Origin of the sequence: Janthinobacterium sp. BJB401, from assembly GCF_013372745.1 — a bacterium.
GTDB lineage: Bacteria > Pseudomonadota > Gammaproteobacteria > Burkholderiales > Burkholderiaceae_D > Janthinobacterium > Janthinobacterium rivuli.
The window spans coordinates 1-14,856 of the sequence record NZ_JABXFH010000061.1; the positions used below are offsets into that span (position 1 = coordinate 1).

General features: G+C 62.1%; 16 protein-coding genes. 10 read left to right on the forward strand and 6 right to left on the reverse strand.

The features are described from left to right. Positions 1–157: 157 nt before the first annotated feature. Positions 158–934: an enoyl-CoA hydratase gene (locus tag HWE17_RS25740; RefSeq protein ID WP_176390743.1), complete on the reverse strand. Its 777-nt coding sequence runs from the start codon at positions 932–934 to the stop codon at positions 158–160. Positions 935–1,010: 76 nt separating this feature from the next. On the opposite strand from HWE17_RS25740, the gene HWE17_RS25745 reads away from it, so the two are divergent. Together HWE17_RS25745 and HWE17_RS25750 are read left to right on the forward strand one after the other, a co-directional pair. Beyond that, a complete protein-coding gene (locus HWE17_RS25745) occupies positions 1,011–2,312 on the forward strand; it encodes an MFS transporter (protein WP_369681778.1) in 1,302 nt (433 codons plus the stop codon). A 137-nt stretch (positions 2,313–2,449) separates the two neighbouring features. Further along, the gene (locus tag HWE17_RS25750) at positions 2,450–2,887 is read left to right on the forward strand and encodes a universal stress protein (protein WP_034785626.1); all 438 of its coding nucleotides are present in this window, start codon (positions 2,450–2,452) and stop codon (positions 2,885–2,887) included. A gap of 34 nt (positions 2,888–2,921) precedes the next feature. On the opposite strand, the gene HWE17_RS25755 is transcribed toward HWE17_RS25750, so the two are convergent. Continuing rightward, a complete protein-coding gene (locus HWE17_RS25755; RefSeq protein WP_217916892.1) occupies positions 2,922–4,148 on the reverse strand; it encodes a murein transglycosylase A in 1,227 nt (408 codons plus the stop codon). 49 nt (positions 4,149–4,197) lie between these two features. Between HWE17_RS25755 and HWE17_RS25760 the strand changes: the two genes are divergently transcribed. Further along, positions 4,198–4,344 carry a hypothetical protein gene (locus HWE17_RS25760; RefSeq protein ID WP_167468630.1) on the forward strand — a complete coding sequence of 49 codons (147 nt, stop codon included), beginning with the start codon at positions 4,198–4,200 and terminating at the stop codon, positions 4,342–4,344. Positions 4,345–4,367: 23 nt separating this feature from the next. On the opposite strand, the gene apaG is transcribed toward HWE17_RS25760, so the two are convergent. Next, positions 4,368–4,742, reverse strand: coding sequence for a Co2+/Mg2+ efflux protein ApaG (gene apaG, locus HWE17_RS25765; RefSeq protein WP_035828598.1), 375 nt, complete (start codon positions 4,740–4,742; stop codon positions 4,368–4,370). A gap of 166 nt (positions 4,743–4,908) precedes the next feature. Here apaG and rpe point away from each other — a divergent pair, with 166 nt between their 5' ends. The 7 genes from rpe to HWE17_RS25800 all read left to right on the forward strand — a co-directional run bounded on the left by rpe (position 4,909) and on the right by HWE17_RS25800 (position 11,046). After that, a complete protein-coding gene (rpe, locus tag HWE17_RS25770) occupies positions 4,909–5,583 on the forward strand; it encodes a ribulose-phosphate 3-epimerase (protein ID WP_034753544.1) in 675 nt (224 codons plus the stop codon). Then, positions 5,583–6,287 carry a phosphoglycolate phosphatase gene (locus tag HWE17_RS25775; protein ID WP_035824434.1) on the forward strand — a complete coding sequence of 235 codons (705 nt, stop codon included), beginning with the start codon at positions 5,583–5,585 and terminating at the stop codon, positions 6,285–6,287. Before rpe ends, HWE17_RS25775 begins: the two co-directional genes overlap by 1 nt. Before the next feature lie 269 nt (positions 6,288–6,556). Continuing rightward, entirely contained in the window at positions 6,557–8,053 is a 1,497-nt protein-coding gene (trpE, locus tag HWE17_RS25780; protein ID WP_176390744.1) for an anthranilate synthase component I, read from the forward strand. Between the two features lies 1 nt (position 8,054). Next, a complete protein-coding gene (locus tag HWE17_RS25785) occupies positions 8,055–8,618 on the forward strand; it encodes an aminodeoxychorismate/anthranilate synthase component II (RefSeq protein WP_035824429.1) in 564 nt (187 codons plus the stop codon). 65 nt (positions 8,619–8,683) lie between these two features. Next, on the forward strand, positions 8,684–9,727 hold the full coding sequence (trpD, locus tag HWE17_RS25790) for an anthranilate phosphoribosyltransferase (protein ID WP_176390745.1): 1,044 nt from the start codon (positions 8,684–8,686) through the stop codon (positions 9,725–9,727). A 33-nt stretch (positions 9,728–9,760) separates the two neighbouring features. After that, positions 9,761–10,561, forward strand: coding sequence for an indole-3-glycerol phosphate synthase TrpC (gene trpC, locus HWE17_RS25795; protein ID WP_176390746.1), 801 nt, complete (start codon positions 9,761–9,763; stop codon positions 10,559–10,561). Between the two features lie 104 nt (positions 10,562–10,665). After that, a complete protein-coding gene (locus HWE17_RS25800) occupies positions 10,666–11,046 on the forward strand; it encodes a hypothetical protein (protein ID WP_176390747.1) in 381 nt (126 codons plus the stop codon). Here the strand turns inward: HWE17_RS25800 and HWE17_RS25805 are convergent. The 3 genes from HWE17_RS25805 to HWE17_RS25815 form a co-directional block, all read right to left on the reverse strand. Next, positions 10,997–12,199 carry a GGDEF domain-containing protein gene (locus HWE17_RS25805; RefSeq protein WP_235211790.1) on the reverse strand — a complete coding sequence of 401 codons (1,203 nt, stop codon included), beginning with the start codon at positions 12,197–12,199 and terminating at the stop codon, positions 10,997–10,999. The two genes, HWE17_RS25800 and HWE17_RS25805, sit on opposite strands and share 50 nt — an antisense overlap. Positions 12,200–12,386: 187 nt before the next feature. Continuing rightward, on the reverse strand, positions 12,387–14,216 hold the full coding sequence (locus HWE17_RS25810) for a M61 family metallopeptidase (RefSeq protein WP_176390748.1): 1,830 nt from the start codon (positions 14,214–14,216) through the stop codon (positions 12,387–12,389). A gap of 27 nt (positions 14,217–14,243) precedes the next feature. Beyond that, positions 14,244–14,852, reverse strand: a complete 609-nt coding sequence (locus HWE17_RS25815; RefSeq protein ID WP_176390749.1) for an NTP transferase domain-containing protein — start codon at positions 14,850–14,852, stop codon at positions 14,244–14,246. Positions 14,853–14,856 lie beyond the last annotated feature (4 nt).

Sequence of the window (14,856 nt, forward strand, 5' to 3'; positions counted from 1 at the left end):
ACTGCTTTCGCGCTATCGACAAAGCGTTGTGTTTGCCAGCTGCGAAGAAGGAAGAGTATGAAGCGTTTGCAGCATTTCGTCAACCTTCTTTTTCTCCCCGCTTTTACTCTGCAACACCATGTTTTGTGTGCGTCGTTTTGCGAGGAGGCGAATCATATCAAAGACCGTCGAAGTTTGGCAAGCGCTTTTCCAGGAAAGCGTGCATGCCTTCTTTTTGTGCAGGCGTACCGAAGGCGGCCTGGAACAGCCGGCGCTCATAGGCGACGCCATCGTTCAAGGTGGTTTCAAAGGCACGGTTGACGCAATCCTTGATCATCATGGCCACCGAGGTCGGCATGGCGGCAATCGTCTTGGCGGCAGCCAGGGTTTCTTCCAGCAATTTATCGGCCGGCACTACGCGCGACACGAGGCCGATGCGTTCCGCCTCGGCGGCGTCGATGGTGCGCGCCGTCAGCAGCAGATCCATGGCCTTGGCCTTGCCGATGGCGCGCGGCAGACGCTGCGTACCGCCCGCACCCGGCGTGACGCCGACCTTGATTTCCGGCTGGCCAAATTTGGCGCTGTCGGCGGCGATCAGGAAATCGCACATCATGGCCAGTTCGCAACCGCCCCCGAGCGCATAGCCGGCCACCGCGCCCACCACAGGTTTGCGCACGCGCAAGATATGTTCCCAGTTGCGGCTGATGTAACCCTGGGTAAAGGTGTCCGGATAGGTGTAATCGGCCATGGCCGCGATGTCGGCGCCGGCGGCAAACGCTTTTTCGCTGCCCGTCAGCACGATACAGCCGATATTCTCGTCCGCGTCGAACTTCAGCAAGGCGTCGCCCAGCTCATTCATCATATTGTCGTTCAATGCATTGAGCGCCTTGGGGCGGTTCAGACGGATGACCGCCACTTTATCTTGGATGTCGATGATCAGGTCTTCGTATTGCATAGTGTCTCCTCTCGATGAACGGTGCAACGATTGTAGCGGCTAACGGCAGCGGCGCGGCAGGTGCGCTGCTATTATTGTGAGTCCGATCATCTTTATCGAGCAGCGTATTTTCTCTCCCCTCTTCCAGTACTGCGCCCGTTACCTGCACGGCGACGGCAGCGCCGCCAGCGTCAATTTCCGCCGCTTGTGGTTCAGCAACGGTCTCAATTGCTTCGGCGCCCAGATCACCTCGCTGGCCCTGCCCCTGTGCGCGGTACTGTTATTGCATGCGACGCCGGAACAGATGGGCGTGCTGGTCGCGCTGCAGGCGCTGCCCTTCGCCCTCTTCGGCTTGCCCGTCGGCGTACTGCTGGACCGGCGCAGCAAGCACCCGATCATGCTTTTCAGCGAAAGCATGTCGGGCCTGGCCCTTGCCAGCGTGGCCGTGGCCTATTGGTGCGGCGTGCTGTCGATGCCATGGTTATATATAGTGGGGTTCATCATCGGCACAGGCTTCGTCGTCGGTGGCGGCGCCGAACAGGTGTTCCTGACTTTCCTGGTGGGCCGCGACGGCTTGATCGATGCGCAATCGAAATTTGCCGCCACCGAATCGGCTTCGCGCCTGATCGGCCCCGGCCTGGCCGGCGTGCTGGTGCAAGTGTTGTCGGCGCCCGTCGCCATCCTGTGCACGGCTTGCGGCTATCTGATTTCCGTCTTCAATTTGCGCGCCATGAGCGTGCGCGATCCGCGGCCAGCACCGTCAAGCAAGCACGCCTTGCGCGACATCGCCGACGGCTTGCTGTTTGTGTGGCGCGAACCGCTGCTGCGCGCGCTCGCCTGGGGTGCCGGCATCTGGCATTTCCTGTTTTACGCCAGCATGGCTTTGACCGTGCTGTTCGCCACGCGCGACCTGGGCATGAGCCCTGGCGTGCTGGGCATGACGCAGATGCTCGGTGGCGCCGGCGTCTTGCTCAGCGCCTTCATCGTCAAGCCACTGACGCGCCGCTACGGCGCCGGCCGCACCATCCTGATCGGCCTGGCATCGACCTCGCTCTGCTTTGCCCTGACGCCAACGATTCCCGCCGCGCTGTTCGGCAGCGCAGCCGCCAGCGCCGTAGCGTATGCCATCTTGATGTTCTTTTTCGATTGCGGCGTGATGCTGTTCTTTATTCCCTACCTGGGCCTGCGCCAGAAGGTCACGCCCGACCCCATGCTGGGCCGCATGACGTCGACCATGCGCTTCCTGACGGTGGCGACGGCACCGCTGGGCGCGCTGGCCGCCGGTTGGGTAGCGGAACACTTTGGCGTGCGCAATGGCCTGGCCTGCATTGCGGCAGGCAGCATTGTGTTGACGGTCGCGATGGTGTGGGGCACGCCGCTGCGTAGCGTGCGCACCTGAAGCGATGAACGGGCATACACTGCTAAAAGATTGCCTTGGCGACACTATTCACGCCAAAGCCTGTGAGGTTTGATTTACATCAAGGTTTTAATTGATGTAAATCCATAAGCTGTCTTACATCACTTGAGGAGCACGCTATGTTTAACACCATCTTATTTCCCACCGACGGCTCGCCGTTGTCCGACAAAGCCGCCGAGACCGCTCTCGCCTTCGCCCAATTGAACAAAGCCAAGCTGGTCGCCATCAGCGTGGTGCAGCCTTTCCCGTTCTCGCCCATGGCCGACGGCGGCATCGTGCTCGACGCCAGCCTGTATGAACAGCAGATGCAGGAAGCGTCGCAACGCGCCATCGACAAGATCGGCGCAGCGGCAAGCGCCGCCGGCGTGCCCTTCGAAGGCGTGGTGGCCGTATCGCCGAGCCCGCATGATGAGATCGTCAATGCGGCGCAGACCTACCATTGCGACATCATCCTGATGGCTTCGCATGGCCGCAAGGGCTTGAACAAGCTGTTCGTGGGCAGCGAAACGCAAAAAGTGCTGGCGCACACTCACTTGCCAGTGATGGTCTTGCGCTAAGCGACACCACGAACTGCCCGGCGCTGCGAGAAACTCAGCGCGCCGGCGCCTGTTTCGGCAACAACACCCACACGGCGCCGCTCTGCTTCATGCGGCCCGCATTCTCGGCCGCTTCCGCGCCAAAGCCAAAGAAATAATCGACCCGGATCGGCCCGCGAATGGCGCCGCCCGTATCCTGCGCCATCACCAGGCGCTGCATGGGAATCTCGCTATTGGCTTGCGTGGTGGACAGGAACACGGGCGCACCCAGCGGCAGGAAGCGCGAATCGATGGCCACCGAGCGCTGCGGCGTCAACGGCACGCCCAGCGCGCCCTTCGGCCCCACTTTCGGGTCGGGCAGGCGCTCTTCCTTGAAGAACACATAGCTGGGATTGGCGTTGAACAATTCATCCTTGCGCGTGGGGTGGCCGGCGATCCACGCCTTGATGCCCTGTGCGGACGCCTGGCTCAGGGTCAGCTCGCCCTTGTCGACCAGGTAGCGGCCGATCGATTTATACGGGTGGCCATTCTGATCCGCATACGCCACACGCACGGTTTCCTGCGTATCGGTCAGCTGCACGCGCCCGGAACCCTGCACTTGCAGGAAGAAGGCCTCGACTTCATCATCCACCCACAGCAATTCCTTGCCCGTGACGGACGTGGCGCGCTCGATATCGGCGCGGGTGGCGTACGGCACCACCTTCTTGCCGACCAGCTTGCCCCGCAAGCGCATGTTTTTCAGTTCCGGATACACGCCCGACAAATCCACCGAGACCAGGTCATCGGGCACCTTGTACAGCGGCGTCTGGTATGGGCCGCCGCGCTTGCGCGCGCCGTGCAGCAAGGGTTCGTAATAGCCGGTCACCAAGCCAGTATTGGCGCCATCGGCGGCCACCACTTGATTTGGCACAAAGAAAGTCTCGAAAAACAGGCGGATGGCCTTGTCGCTGTCCGCATTCACCTGGCGCGCGATCGTGCACGATTCCTTCCAGTCCGGACGCTTGACCAGCACGCCGCACGACGCCATGAACGCGGGCCAGGCGGCGCGCATGTCGTCGCGGGCCCAGCCAGGCAAGGCGGCAAACTTGGCGGGCACAAAGGTGGGGGCCGCCACATCCGTGGCATCATTGGCGTCGGCCGGCTTGGCCGGAACCGGCTTGACGACGGTCGGCGCGATGGGTGGCGCCTTGCCGCTGGAAGCGGGTGGCGCGGGTGGCGTGGTACAGGCGGAGAGAGCAAGCGCGACGGCGCCGATTGAAACGGGTAGACTACCGCGTGTCAACAGACGGCGGGTAAATACTAAGCTGCGGGTAAATAACATAGGAGTGCGTATGTGGATCTTGATGATAGAGGCGCTGGTGGCGTTCTTCTTGCTGGCATTTATAGTCTGGTGGACCATGTATTCGGGCAAAAAGCCCGCACCGCCGGCGCGCAAGCAGCTCAGTGAAGAACAGGACGCCACCGAAAAACTGAAGTAAGGGGGCAAGCCCCCGGCGTTTCCTTAATGCAGGGTGCGCGGCACCGACAGCACGAATTCGGGAATCAAAGCTTCAAACTGATGGCCATCTTCGGCCACGCAAAAGTATTCACCGTGCATCGAGCCTTGCGGCGTGCCCAGCATGGTGCCGCTCGTGTATTCGAACTGCTCGCCCGGCTGCAGCAATGGCTGATGGCCGACGGCGCCCAGGCCGCGCACCTCTTCCACCTTATTGTTCGCATCCGTGATGACCCAGTGGCGCGAAATCAGTTGCGCGCCAGCCGTGCCCGTGTTGACGACGCGGATCGTGTAGCTGAACACGTGCCGCCCCTGGTCCGGTGCCGATTGCTCGGGCAGGTATTGCGTCTTGACCGTTACCGTAAATTCATAAGTCGCCATCGTCATTCCTATTCAGACATTGCCAGTCATATTGTGTGTCGCGCGCGACGCATAGGCCATCGCGCGATGCGTATTCTGTGTTTCCCCATGCTTCAATGAGGCATGGTAACGGCGTCAGGCGTAAAATAGCGCATCTTCGCATTTTCTATCCTTTGGCTACTTCACCATGACAACATTCCGTATCGCTCCCAGCATCCTGTCCGCCGACTTTGCCCGCCTGGGCGAGGAAGTGCGCAACGTCGTTACCGCCGGCGCCGACATCATCCACTTCGACGTGATGGACAATCACTACGTGCCGAACCTGACCATCGGCCCGCTGGTATGCGAAGCGATCCGCCCGCACGTGCAAGTGCCCATCGACGTGCACCTGATGGTCAAGCCTGTCGATCGCATTATCCCGGATTTCGCCAAGGCTGGCGCGAACATCATCACCTTTCACCCGGAAGCGTCGGATCACGTCGACCGCTCCTTGCAGCTGATCCGCGACAATGGCTGCAAATCGGGCCTGGTATTCAACCCCGGCACGCCGCTGCATTACCTGGAACACGTGATGGACAAGATCGACATCATCCTGATCATGTCCGTCAATCCCGGCTTCGGCGGCCAGTCCTTCATTCCGCAAGCCTTGAAAAAAATCGCCGAAGCGCGCCGCATGATCGACGAATCGGGCCGTGACATCATGCTCGAAGTCGATGGCGGCATCAAGATCGACAACATCGCCGCCGCCGCCGCCGCCGGCGCCGACACCTTCGTCGCCGGCTCGGCCATCTTCGGCAAGCCCGACTACAAAGCCGTCATCGACGCCATGCGCGCCGAACTGGCAGCCGTCAAGGGCGCCTGATGCAAGCGGGCACGGTGAAAGACCACGTACTGGCCGGCGTGCGCGCCGCCATCATCGACCTCGATGGCACGATGCTCGACACCGTGCCCGATTTCCATGTCGCCATCAATGGCATGCGCGCCGAACTGGACCTGGCGCCCATCAGCGCCGACGCCATCAAGCTGATGGTCGGCAAAGGCTCGGAAAACCTGATCCGCACCGTGCTGGCGCTCGACTTCGATGCGGCCGGCGTGGAACAGCATTTCGAGCAGGCGATGGACGGCTACCAGCGCCACTACCTGGCCATCAATGGCCAGTTCAGCACCCTCTACCCGGACGTGGAAGCGGGACTGGCGGCGATGAAGGCGGCGGGCTTGCGCCTGGCCTGCGTCACCAACAAGCCCATCGCCTTCGCCCTGCCCCTGCTGAAACTGAAAAACCTGGACCAGTATTTCGAGATCGTCTACGGCGGCGATTCGCTGCCGCAGAAAAAACCGCACCCCATGCCGCTGCTGCAAGTGTGCGCGGACTTCGACCTGGCGCCATCCAAAGTGGTGGCCATCGGCGACTCCTCGAATGACGCGCAAGCGGCCAGGGCTGCGGCTTGCCCCGTACTGACGGTACCCTATGGCTACAATCACGGACACTCTATACACGATACCGATTCCGATGGTATAGTAAAGACACTGCTCGAAGCAGCCCGTTTTATTAGCATGCAAAACTAACCGGCATACTGACCAAACCCAACACCATATCGTGAACACGTTTCTCATCAAAAAACACAATGTCACCCAAACCGGCTCGATTGAGGCCTGGCTTTGGCGACGCTGGCAATCCTGGCAGGCCTAAGGGCCGAGCCGTTACGATTGCTGCCGGCTGCACACGCGTCCTTTGCGCATTTTGCGCATGTTGCATGTACCGGCAAGTTTTTTGATAACCCACCGCAGGGTTTGTGCACTATGCACACTCATACCCTGACGGCATGGAGAGAAACATGACCGAACTCGAATTCAAATCGCTGGCCCAGCAAGGCTACAACCGCATCCCCCTGATCGCGGAAGCGTTCGCCGACCTGGAAACGCCGCTCACCCTGTACCTGAAACTGGCACAGGCCCAACAAGGTGGCAAGAACACCTTCCTGCTCGAATCCGTCGTCGGCGGCGAACGCTTCGGCCGCTATTCCTTCATCGGCTTGCCCGCCACGACCGTGTTGCGCAGCTATGGCAAGCGCACCGAAATCGTCAAGAACGGCGTCGTGATCGAAGAGCACGAAGGCAATCCGCTCGACTTCATCGAACAGTTCCAGTCGCGCTTCAAGGTGGCCCTGCGCCCCGGCATGCCGCGATTCTGCGGCGGCCTGGCCGGCTACTTCGGCTACGACACGGTGCGCCACATCGAGAAAAAACTGGCCGGCGGCGCGCCGAAAGATGACTTGAAGCTGCCCGACATCCAGCTGATGGTGACGGAAGAACTGGCCGTCATCGACAACCTGTCCGGCAAACTGTATCTGATCGTCTATGCCGACACCACGCAGCCCGAATCGTTTTCGAAGGCGCAGCAGCGCCTGAAGGACTTGCGCATGATGCTGCGCCGCGGTGTCGATGCGCCCGTCACCAGCGCTTCCGTGCGCACGGAAACCATCCGCGACTTTTCCAAGGAAGACTACCTGAAGGCCGTCGCCAAGGCGCATGAATACGTGATGGCGGGCGACCTGATGCAGGTGCAGATCGGCCAGCGCATCCGCAAACCATACGTCGATTCGCCGCTGACTTTGTACCGCGCCTTGCGTTCGCTCAACCCGTCGCCGTATATGTACTTCTATAATTTCGGCGACATGCAAATCATCGGCGCCTCGCCGGAAATCCTGGTGCGCAACGAGAAGACGGCGGACGGCGGCAAGAAAGTCACCCTGCGCCCCATCGCCGGCACCCGTCCGCGCGGCGCCACGCCGGAGCGCGACGCCGAATTGTCGGCCGAGCTGCTGGCCGACCCGAAAGAGATCGCCGAGCACGTGATGCTGATCGACCTGGCGCGCAACGATATTGGCCGCATTGCCGAGACGGGCAGCGTGCAAGTCACCGACCGCATGGTCATCGAAAAATACTCGCATGTGCAGCACATCGTTTCGAACGTGGAAGGCACCCTCAAGAAGGGTCTGTCTAACCTGGACGTGCTGCGCGCGACCTTCCCCGCCGGCACCCTGACGGGTGCGCCGAAAGTGCGCGCCATGGAAGTGATCGACGAGCTGGAAATCACCAAGCGCGGCATCTACGGCGGCGCCTGCGGCTACCTGTCGTTTGGCGGCGAAATGGATGTGGCCATCGCCATCCGTACGGGCGTGGTCAAGGACGGCATGCTGTACGTGCAGGCCGCGGCCGGCATCGTGGCCGACTCCATCCCCGAAATGGAATGGCAGGAAACGGAAAACAAGGCGCGCGCCGTGCTGCGCGCCGCCGAACAAGTGCAAGATGGCCTGGATGGAGGGTTTTAAGATGCTGCTCATGATCGACAATTACGACTCCTTCACCTACAACATCGTGCAGTATTTCGGCGAGCTGGGCGAAGACGTGCGGGTCTACCGCAACGATGAAATCACGATCGAACAGATCGAGGCGCTGAACCCGGACCGCATCTGCATCTCGCCCGGCCCGAAAGCGCCGGCACAGGCGGGCATTTCGGTGGAAGTGCTCAAGCACTTCGCCGGCAAGAAGCCGATACTCGGCGTGTGCCTGGGCCACCAGGCCATCGGCGAAGCGTTTGGCGGCAAGGTCATCCGCGCCAAGCAAGTCATGCATGGCAAAACTTCCCTCATCGCGCATACGGGCGTGGGTGTCTTCAAGGACATCCCCAGCCCCTTCACAGTGATCCGCTACCACTCTTTGGCGATCGAACGCGCCTCGCTGCCTTCCTGCCTGGAAGTGACGGCGTGGACGGACGACGGCGAAATCATGGGCGTGCGCCACCGGGAATACGATATCGAGGGCGTGCAGTTCCACCCCGAATCAATCCTCTCGGAACACGGCCACGCCCTGCTGAAGAATTTTCTCGAGCGCTGATTTTCCGCGCACGCCACGGCGTGCCATCAGTGTCCTCCTGCGCCATCATTGAAGAAGGAAGCATCATGCCGATCACACCACAAGAAGCCCTGCTGCGCTGCATCGAACACCGCGAAATTTTTCACGACGAAATGCTGTACCTGTTCCGCCAGATCATGTCCGGTGAAATGTCGCCCACCATGATCGCCGCCCTGACCGTGGGCTTGCGCGTGAAAAAGGAAACCATCGGCGAAATCGCCGCCGCCGCGCAAGTGATGCGCGAGTTTTCCACCAAGGTGCCCATGGCCGACACCACCAACCTGCTCGACATCGTCGGCACGGGCGGCGACGGCGCGCACACTTTCAATATTTCCACCGCCTCGATGTTCGTGGCGGCGGCCGCCGGCGCGCGCGTGGCCAAGCATGGCGGGCGCAGCGTCTCGTCCTCGTCCGGCAGCGCCGACGTGCTGGACTCCCTGGGCGTCAACATCAACCTGCAGCCCGAGCAGATCGCCCAGTCGATCGCGCAGACGGGCATCGGCTTCATGTATGCGCCGAACCATCATGCGGCCATGAAGCATGCGGCGCCCGTGCGCAAGGAGCTGGGCGTGCGCACGATTTTCAATATCCTCGGGCCGCTGACGAATCCGGCCGGTGCGCCGAACATTCTGATGGGCGTGTTCCACGCCGACCTGGTCGGCATCCAGGTGCGCGTGCTGCAGCGCCTGGGCGCGCAGCATGCCATCGTCGTGTATGGCCGCGACAATATGGATGAAGTGTCGCTGGGCGCCTCTACCCTCGTGGGCGAGCTGGTCAACGGTGAAATCCGCGAATATGAAATCCATCCCGAAGATTTCGGTTTGCAGATGATCGCCAGCCGCAACCTGAAGGTGGCCGATGCCGTCGAATCGAAGGCGAAGATGATGGAAGCGCTGCGCGGTGAACCCGGCGCCGCCGCCGACATCGTCGCCCTGAACGCGGGCACGGCGCTGTACGCGGCCGGCGTGGCCAGCTCGATCGAAGACGGCCTGGCGCGCGCGCGCACCGCCGTCAGCTCGGGCGCGGCCCTGGCAAAACTCGATCAATTCGTGCAGGTCACGCAGCAGCTGGGCACACCAAAGCAAGCGTAAGCCCTCCGCCCTCCTTATAGAATAGCGACCATCATGTCCGACATACTCGATAAAATCCTGGCCGTAAAAGCCGATGAAGTGGCCAAGGCCAAAGCCCACCGCAGTCTGGCCAGCCTGCGCGGCGACGTGGAAAGCGACAGCGCACTGCGCGCCGGCCTGCGCGGTTTTGAAGCTAGCCTGCGCCAGCACATCGCCGACGGCAAGCCCGGCATCATCGCCGAAGTCAAAAAAGCGTCGCCCTCGAAAGGCGTGATCCGCGCCGACTTTCGCCCTGCCGACATCGCCGCCAGCTATGCCCAACACGGCGCGGCGTGCCTGTCCGTGCTGACGGACGAGCAGTTCTTCCAGGGCTGCGTGGAATACCTGCAGCAGGCGCGCGCCGCCTGCGCCATTCCCGTGCTGCGCAAGGATTTCATGGTCGACATGTACCAGATCTATGAAGCGCGGGCCATGGGCGCCGACTGCATCCTCCTGATCGTCGCGGCGCTCGACCATGGCCTGATGGCCGAGATGGAAGCGTGCGCCCACGAACTGGGCATGGGCGTGCTGATCGAAAGCCACGACGGTGAAGAACTGACGGCGGCCCTGAAACTCAAGAGCGCGCTGATCGGCATCAACAACCGCAACCTGCGCACCTTCGAAACTTCACTGGACACGACCATCAATCTCTTGCCGCGCATCCCGCAAGACAAATTGATCATCACGGAATCGGGCATCCACAGCACGGCCGACGTGCAACGCATGCGCGACGCGCACATCCACAGCTTCCTCGTGGGCGAAGCGTTCATGCGCGCGCCAGACCCGGGCGTGGAGCTGGAACGCCTGTTCAGTTAAAGCATGGTAGTCTGGCAGGCATGAAACACGCGATCACCGTCCTTGCCACTGCTGTTCTGCTGTCGGCTTGCCAGACTGCGCCCCCGCCGGCAGTGAACACACCCATGTCCACGCCCGCTCGCACGCCGGCCGCGATACAGCTGGCCGCCAGCATCGACGCCTACAAATCGCTGGTGGCGCAGCAGATCATGGCCGCCAACTCAGAATACACGTTCAGCGGGCGCCTGCCGCCCATGCTGCCGGCCATCGTCGTGCTTGACCTGAGCGTGGGGCCGGACGGCGAACTGAAAAACGTGCACGTACACCGTTCGCGCGACGGCGAAGCATCGGCCGCCGCGCTGGCCGCCGTGCGGCGCGTGCAAGACGCGTTTCCTCCGGCCGGGCACCTGATGCGCCGCCACGCCAAAACCTTCGATTTTTCCGAAACCTTTCTGTTCAACGACCAGTACCGGTTCCAGCTGCGGACCTTGTCCGGTCCGCAGTAACCGCGGCGGTATCGAGTTCGATGCGGTCGCGTCCCCGCTCCTTGGCCAGGTACAGGGCCGCATCGGCGCGCGACAGCAGCTGTTCCAGCCCTTCCACCACCGATGCCTGGCAAGCGACGCCGATGCTGACCGTACACGGCGGCAGCCCCGCATGACTGGGTTCGTGCAGCAAGGCGCGGATGCGTTCAGCCACGCCCAGCGCATTATGCGCCGGCATGTCCGGCATCAGCACGACGAATTCCTCGCCGCCGAAACGCGCCACGCAATCCGATTCGCGCAAGGCGCTGCCGATGACGGCGGCCACGTGCGCCAGCACCTGGTCGCCCACCGCGTGACCGTAGCGGTCATTGATCAATTTGAAGTAATCGAGGTCGATGCTGAGCAGTGTCAGCGGCAAACGGCGACGCCGCAGATTGCCCGTCTCGCGCGCATAGGCGTCGCCAAAGCCGCGCCGGTTCAGCACCTGCGTCAGCGGGTCATGGGTCGAGCGGCGCTCGAGTATCTGCTGCAGGCGGCGCGTCGCCACCGTCATGAAGCCCACCGTCAGCAGCAACGCCATGAAATTGGCGACCGCCAGATAGATGCCGGCCGGCGTGCCTGCCACCGTCAGGTTCACGCTGGCGCCGCCATGCAGCAAGGCCGACATGCCCCGCACCAGCACCACCAGGGCTTGCATCAGCATCAGCACGCCAAAGAAAAAACTCGAGAAATGGCGTTCGCCATGACGCCACACCAGTTGCACCTGGCGCGCATAAAACAGGAAGACCAGCAGGGAAAAGACCGCCACGCGCGCCGAGAAATCGGGGCGCGCCAGCAGCCACCAGCTATTGCCGGCGATGGCCAGGGCAAGTATCAGCAGATAGGCGCGGCGGCTGGGCGCCAGGCCAAAGAATTTTTCCGTGCCCAGCATCGACAGGCCGATGCCGGCCACCAGCGCCGCATTAGCCGCGATCATCGACAATGCCGGCGGCAGTACCTCGCGGGTGCCAAACAGCAGGGACGCGCATACCAGCAACAGCAAACCGGCCGCCCAATGCCCCAGGCCATGCACCTCGCGCCGGAAACTGCGATACACCGAGAACATGACAATGCTCATGGCCCCGCACATCAGGGTCGTCATCAGCATGATGGTTCGGGGATCGAGGGTTTCCACGTTGGGCGCGATCTAAAATAAGCAGTTCGGCAATTTTAGTTTAGTTAAAGAAAAATTAGTTCATTTGCAGTAAATATGATGGTTATCCGCGGCTGCCAACGGATGAGTTGCATTTGAGAAATTGCAGTCTGAAATAGAAAACCGGCCAGTGACGGCCGGTTTTCTGTCTTGCCGCGTGACGAACAGCTTATACAGCGCTAGGGCGCTTCGGCCCCGTGGCTTTCTTTGGCGCCGGCAGCAGGGTCAGGCTGACGCCGGGCACGCGGTCGCCCTGCAGCACGGCCGCAAACGTCATCAGCTCGTCGCGGCGGAAGGCGTGGATGGCGACTCTGGCGCCGACGGCGTAACGGCCCAGCAAGGTGTCCAGGTTGCTGCCCGTCACGCGCAAGCCGTCGACGGCCACCAGCACGTCGCCCGCCGACAGGCCGGCTGTGTGGGCGGCGCCACCCTGGTGTACCTGCGCCAGTTTGGCGTCGTTGCCGTCGCGCCCCAGGTTGACGTCCAGGCTGGCTTTTTCCGCCTTGCGCGCGTCGCTGTATTTCACACCGAACGGCGCCAGCAGGCGCGCCAGCGGCACGTCGTCCGTGCCGCGGATGTAGCGCTCGAAGAACGGCTTCATGCGCGTGCCGGCAATCTCATCGAACAGGGCTTCGACTTCGGCCGGCGTCACGCCACGCGCTTTACCCTTGTAGAAATCGCGGCCATAGCGCTGCCACAGCGCCTGCATCACGTCGTCCAGCGATTTGTCGCCATTCGTCTTCGTGCGGATCGTCAGGTCGAAGGCCAGCGCGATCAGCGAACCCTTGGTGTAGTAGCTGACGATGGCGTTCGGCGCGTTTTCATCCTGGCGGTAGTACTTGCCCCAGGCGTCGAAGCTGGAATCGGCCACGCTTTGCTTGCTGCGGCCGCTGCCGCGCAAGACGCTGTTGACGGTTTTTCCCAGCAGTTTGAAATAGGCTGCCTCGTCGATCAGGCCAGCGCGCACCAGCATCAGGTCGTCGTAATAGCTGGTGAAGCCTTCGAATAGCCACAGCAGCGGCGAATAGCTTTCCGCCTGCAGGTTGTACGGCGCGAAAGCGGCCGGCTTGATGCGCTTGACGTTCCAGGTGTGGAAGTACTCGTGGCTGCACAGGCCGAGAAATTTCAGGTAGCCGTCGCCGATTTCCGTGCTGGTGGACGCCGTCGTTGGCAAGTCGGCGCGGGCGCAGATCAGCGCCGTCGAGGCGCGGTGTTCGAGGCCGCCGTAACCATCGCCGACGGCCATGGTCATGAACACGTAACGGTCCATCGGCGCTTTCTTGGTCTTCGGCTCGAAGAAGGTGATCTGCGTTTCGCAGATGGCTTTCAGGTCGCGGCACAGACGGTCCAGGTCCAGGTTCGGCACCTTGCCCGTGACGACGATATCGTGCGGCACGCCATGCGCGGTGAAGGTGGCCAGCGCGAAGTCGCCCATCTCCACCGGGTGGTCGATCAGCTCATCGTAGTTGGCGGCCTGGTAGCTGCCGAAGCCATAGCGCTTGGCCTTGAGTTCCGGCAGGGTCGTGGCGACACGCCAAGTCTTGCAGGCCGCATCCTTCGGCTGCACGATGTGCACTTCATGTGCGTCGGATTCCTGGCCCAGCACGCGCAGGAACACGCTGGTGCCGTTGAAGAAGCCGTGATTCTGGTCCAGGTGGGCGGCGCGCACGGACAAATCCCACGCATACACGTCGTATTCGACCGTCAACGGGCCCTTACAAGGCGCGGCTTGCCACGAGTGCTTGTCCAGTTTGGTCAGCGCCACGGCCTTGCCCTCGGACTCGGCGCGGATGCTGACGATGTTGCGCGAAAATTCGCGGATCATGTAGCTGCCCGGAATCCAGGCCGGCAAGGACAGGACCTGGCCGATGGCGGCCGGCGACTTGACCGTCAACGTCACCTTGAACATGTGACCGGCCAGATCAAGGGCGGCGATGCTGTAGATGATGCCGGCGGCGGGCGCCTTGGCGATGCTTTTTTTAATTGGAGCTTTTTTCATGTTTTTCTCGTGTCTGGCATGGATGTTCTAAAGTCGCCCGGGCGTGCCATGCACCGGCGACAAATCGTCAGGTGTATCAATATCGCGCAAGATGCCGCCGTCGTCCACTGTCACTTCGCACACGGCATGGCTGTTGACGATGCTGCGCGCGCCCTGGTCGCCATCGAGCGCCAGCAGCAGCGGCAAGTGAAAGGCGCTGAACGCGACAGGATTGCCGCGCCGTCCCTGGAACACGGGCACGGCGATGCGCGCGCCATCGCCGATGGCTTGCGACAAGGTGGCGATTGTAGCCGCTTCCACGAAAGGCATGTCGCCCAGGGCGATCAGCCAGCCCGGCGCGCCGCGCACATAGTCGATGGCGCAGGTAAGCGAGGCGGCCATGCCAGTATCGGCGTCGTGGCAGACGCGCACTTCGCAGCCCAGCGCACCGAGCGCACGCGCCACTTGCGTATCGTCTGCGCGCACCACGGCCAGCACGCGCGGCAGGGCCGCCAGCATGTTCCTGGCCGCCGCCACCACGACCGGCAAGCCCGCATGCGAGCCTTCCGTCAAAGGCTGCAATAATTTGTTCTGCACGCCGGAAGGGTCGAACCTGCGCCCCCTTCCGGCTGCCAGCAAGATGCCGACCGTACTCAAAAAA

Excerpts from the sequence above, each read along its gene's own strand:
- HWE17_RS25740 (WP_176390743.1), bottom strand. The coding sequence starts at position 934 with ATGCAATACGAAGACCTGATCATCGACATCCAAGATAAAGTGGCGGTC.
- HWE17_RS25750 (WP_034785626.1), top strand. The coding sequence starts at position 2,450 with ATGTTTAACACCATCTTATTTCCCACCGACGGCTCGCCGTTGTCCGAC.
- HWE17_RS25760 (WP_167468630.1), top strand. The coding sequence starts at position 4,198 with ATGTGGATCTTGATGATAGAGGCGCTGGTGGCGTTCTTCTTGCTGGCA.
- apaG (WP_035828598.1), bottom strand. The coding sequence starts at position 4,742 with ATGGCGACTTATGAATTTACGGTAACGGTCAAGACGCAATACCTGCCC.
- rpe (WP_034753544.1), top strand. The coding sequence starts at position 4,909 with ATGACAACATTCCGTATCGCTCCCAGCATCCTGTCCGCCGACTTTGCC.
- HWE17_RS25775 (WP_035824434.1), top strand. The coding sequence starts at position 5,583 with ATGCAAGCGGGCACGGTGAAAGACCACGTACTGGCCGGCGTGCGCGCC.
- trpE (WP_176390744.1), top strand. The coding sequence starts at position 6,557 with ATGACCGAACTCGAATTCAAATCGCTGGCCCAGCAAGGCTACAACCGC.
- HWE17_RS25785 (WP_035824429.1), top strand. The coding sequence starts at position 8,055 with ATGCTGCTCATGATCGACAATTACGACTCCTTCACCTACAACATCGTG.
- trpD (WP_176390745.1), top strand. The coding sequence starts at position 8,684 with ATGCCGATCACACCACAAGAAGCCCTGCTGCGCTGCATCGAACACCGC.
- trpC (WP_176390746.1), top strand. The coding sequence starts at position 9,761 with ATGTCCGACATACTCGATAAAATCCTGGCCGTAAAAGCCGATGAAGTG.
- HWE17_RS25800 (WP_176390747.1), top strand. The coding sequence starts at position 10,666 with ATGTCCACGCCCGCTCGCACGCCGGCCGCGATACAGCTGGCCGCCAGC.
- HWE17_RS25810 (WP_176390748.1), bottom strand. The coding sequence starts at position 14,216 with ATGAAAAAAGCTCCAATTAAAAAAAGCATCGCCAAGGCGCCCGCCGCC.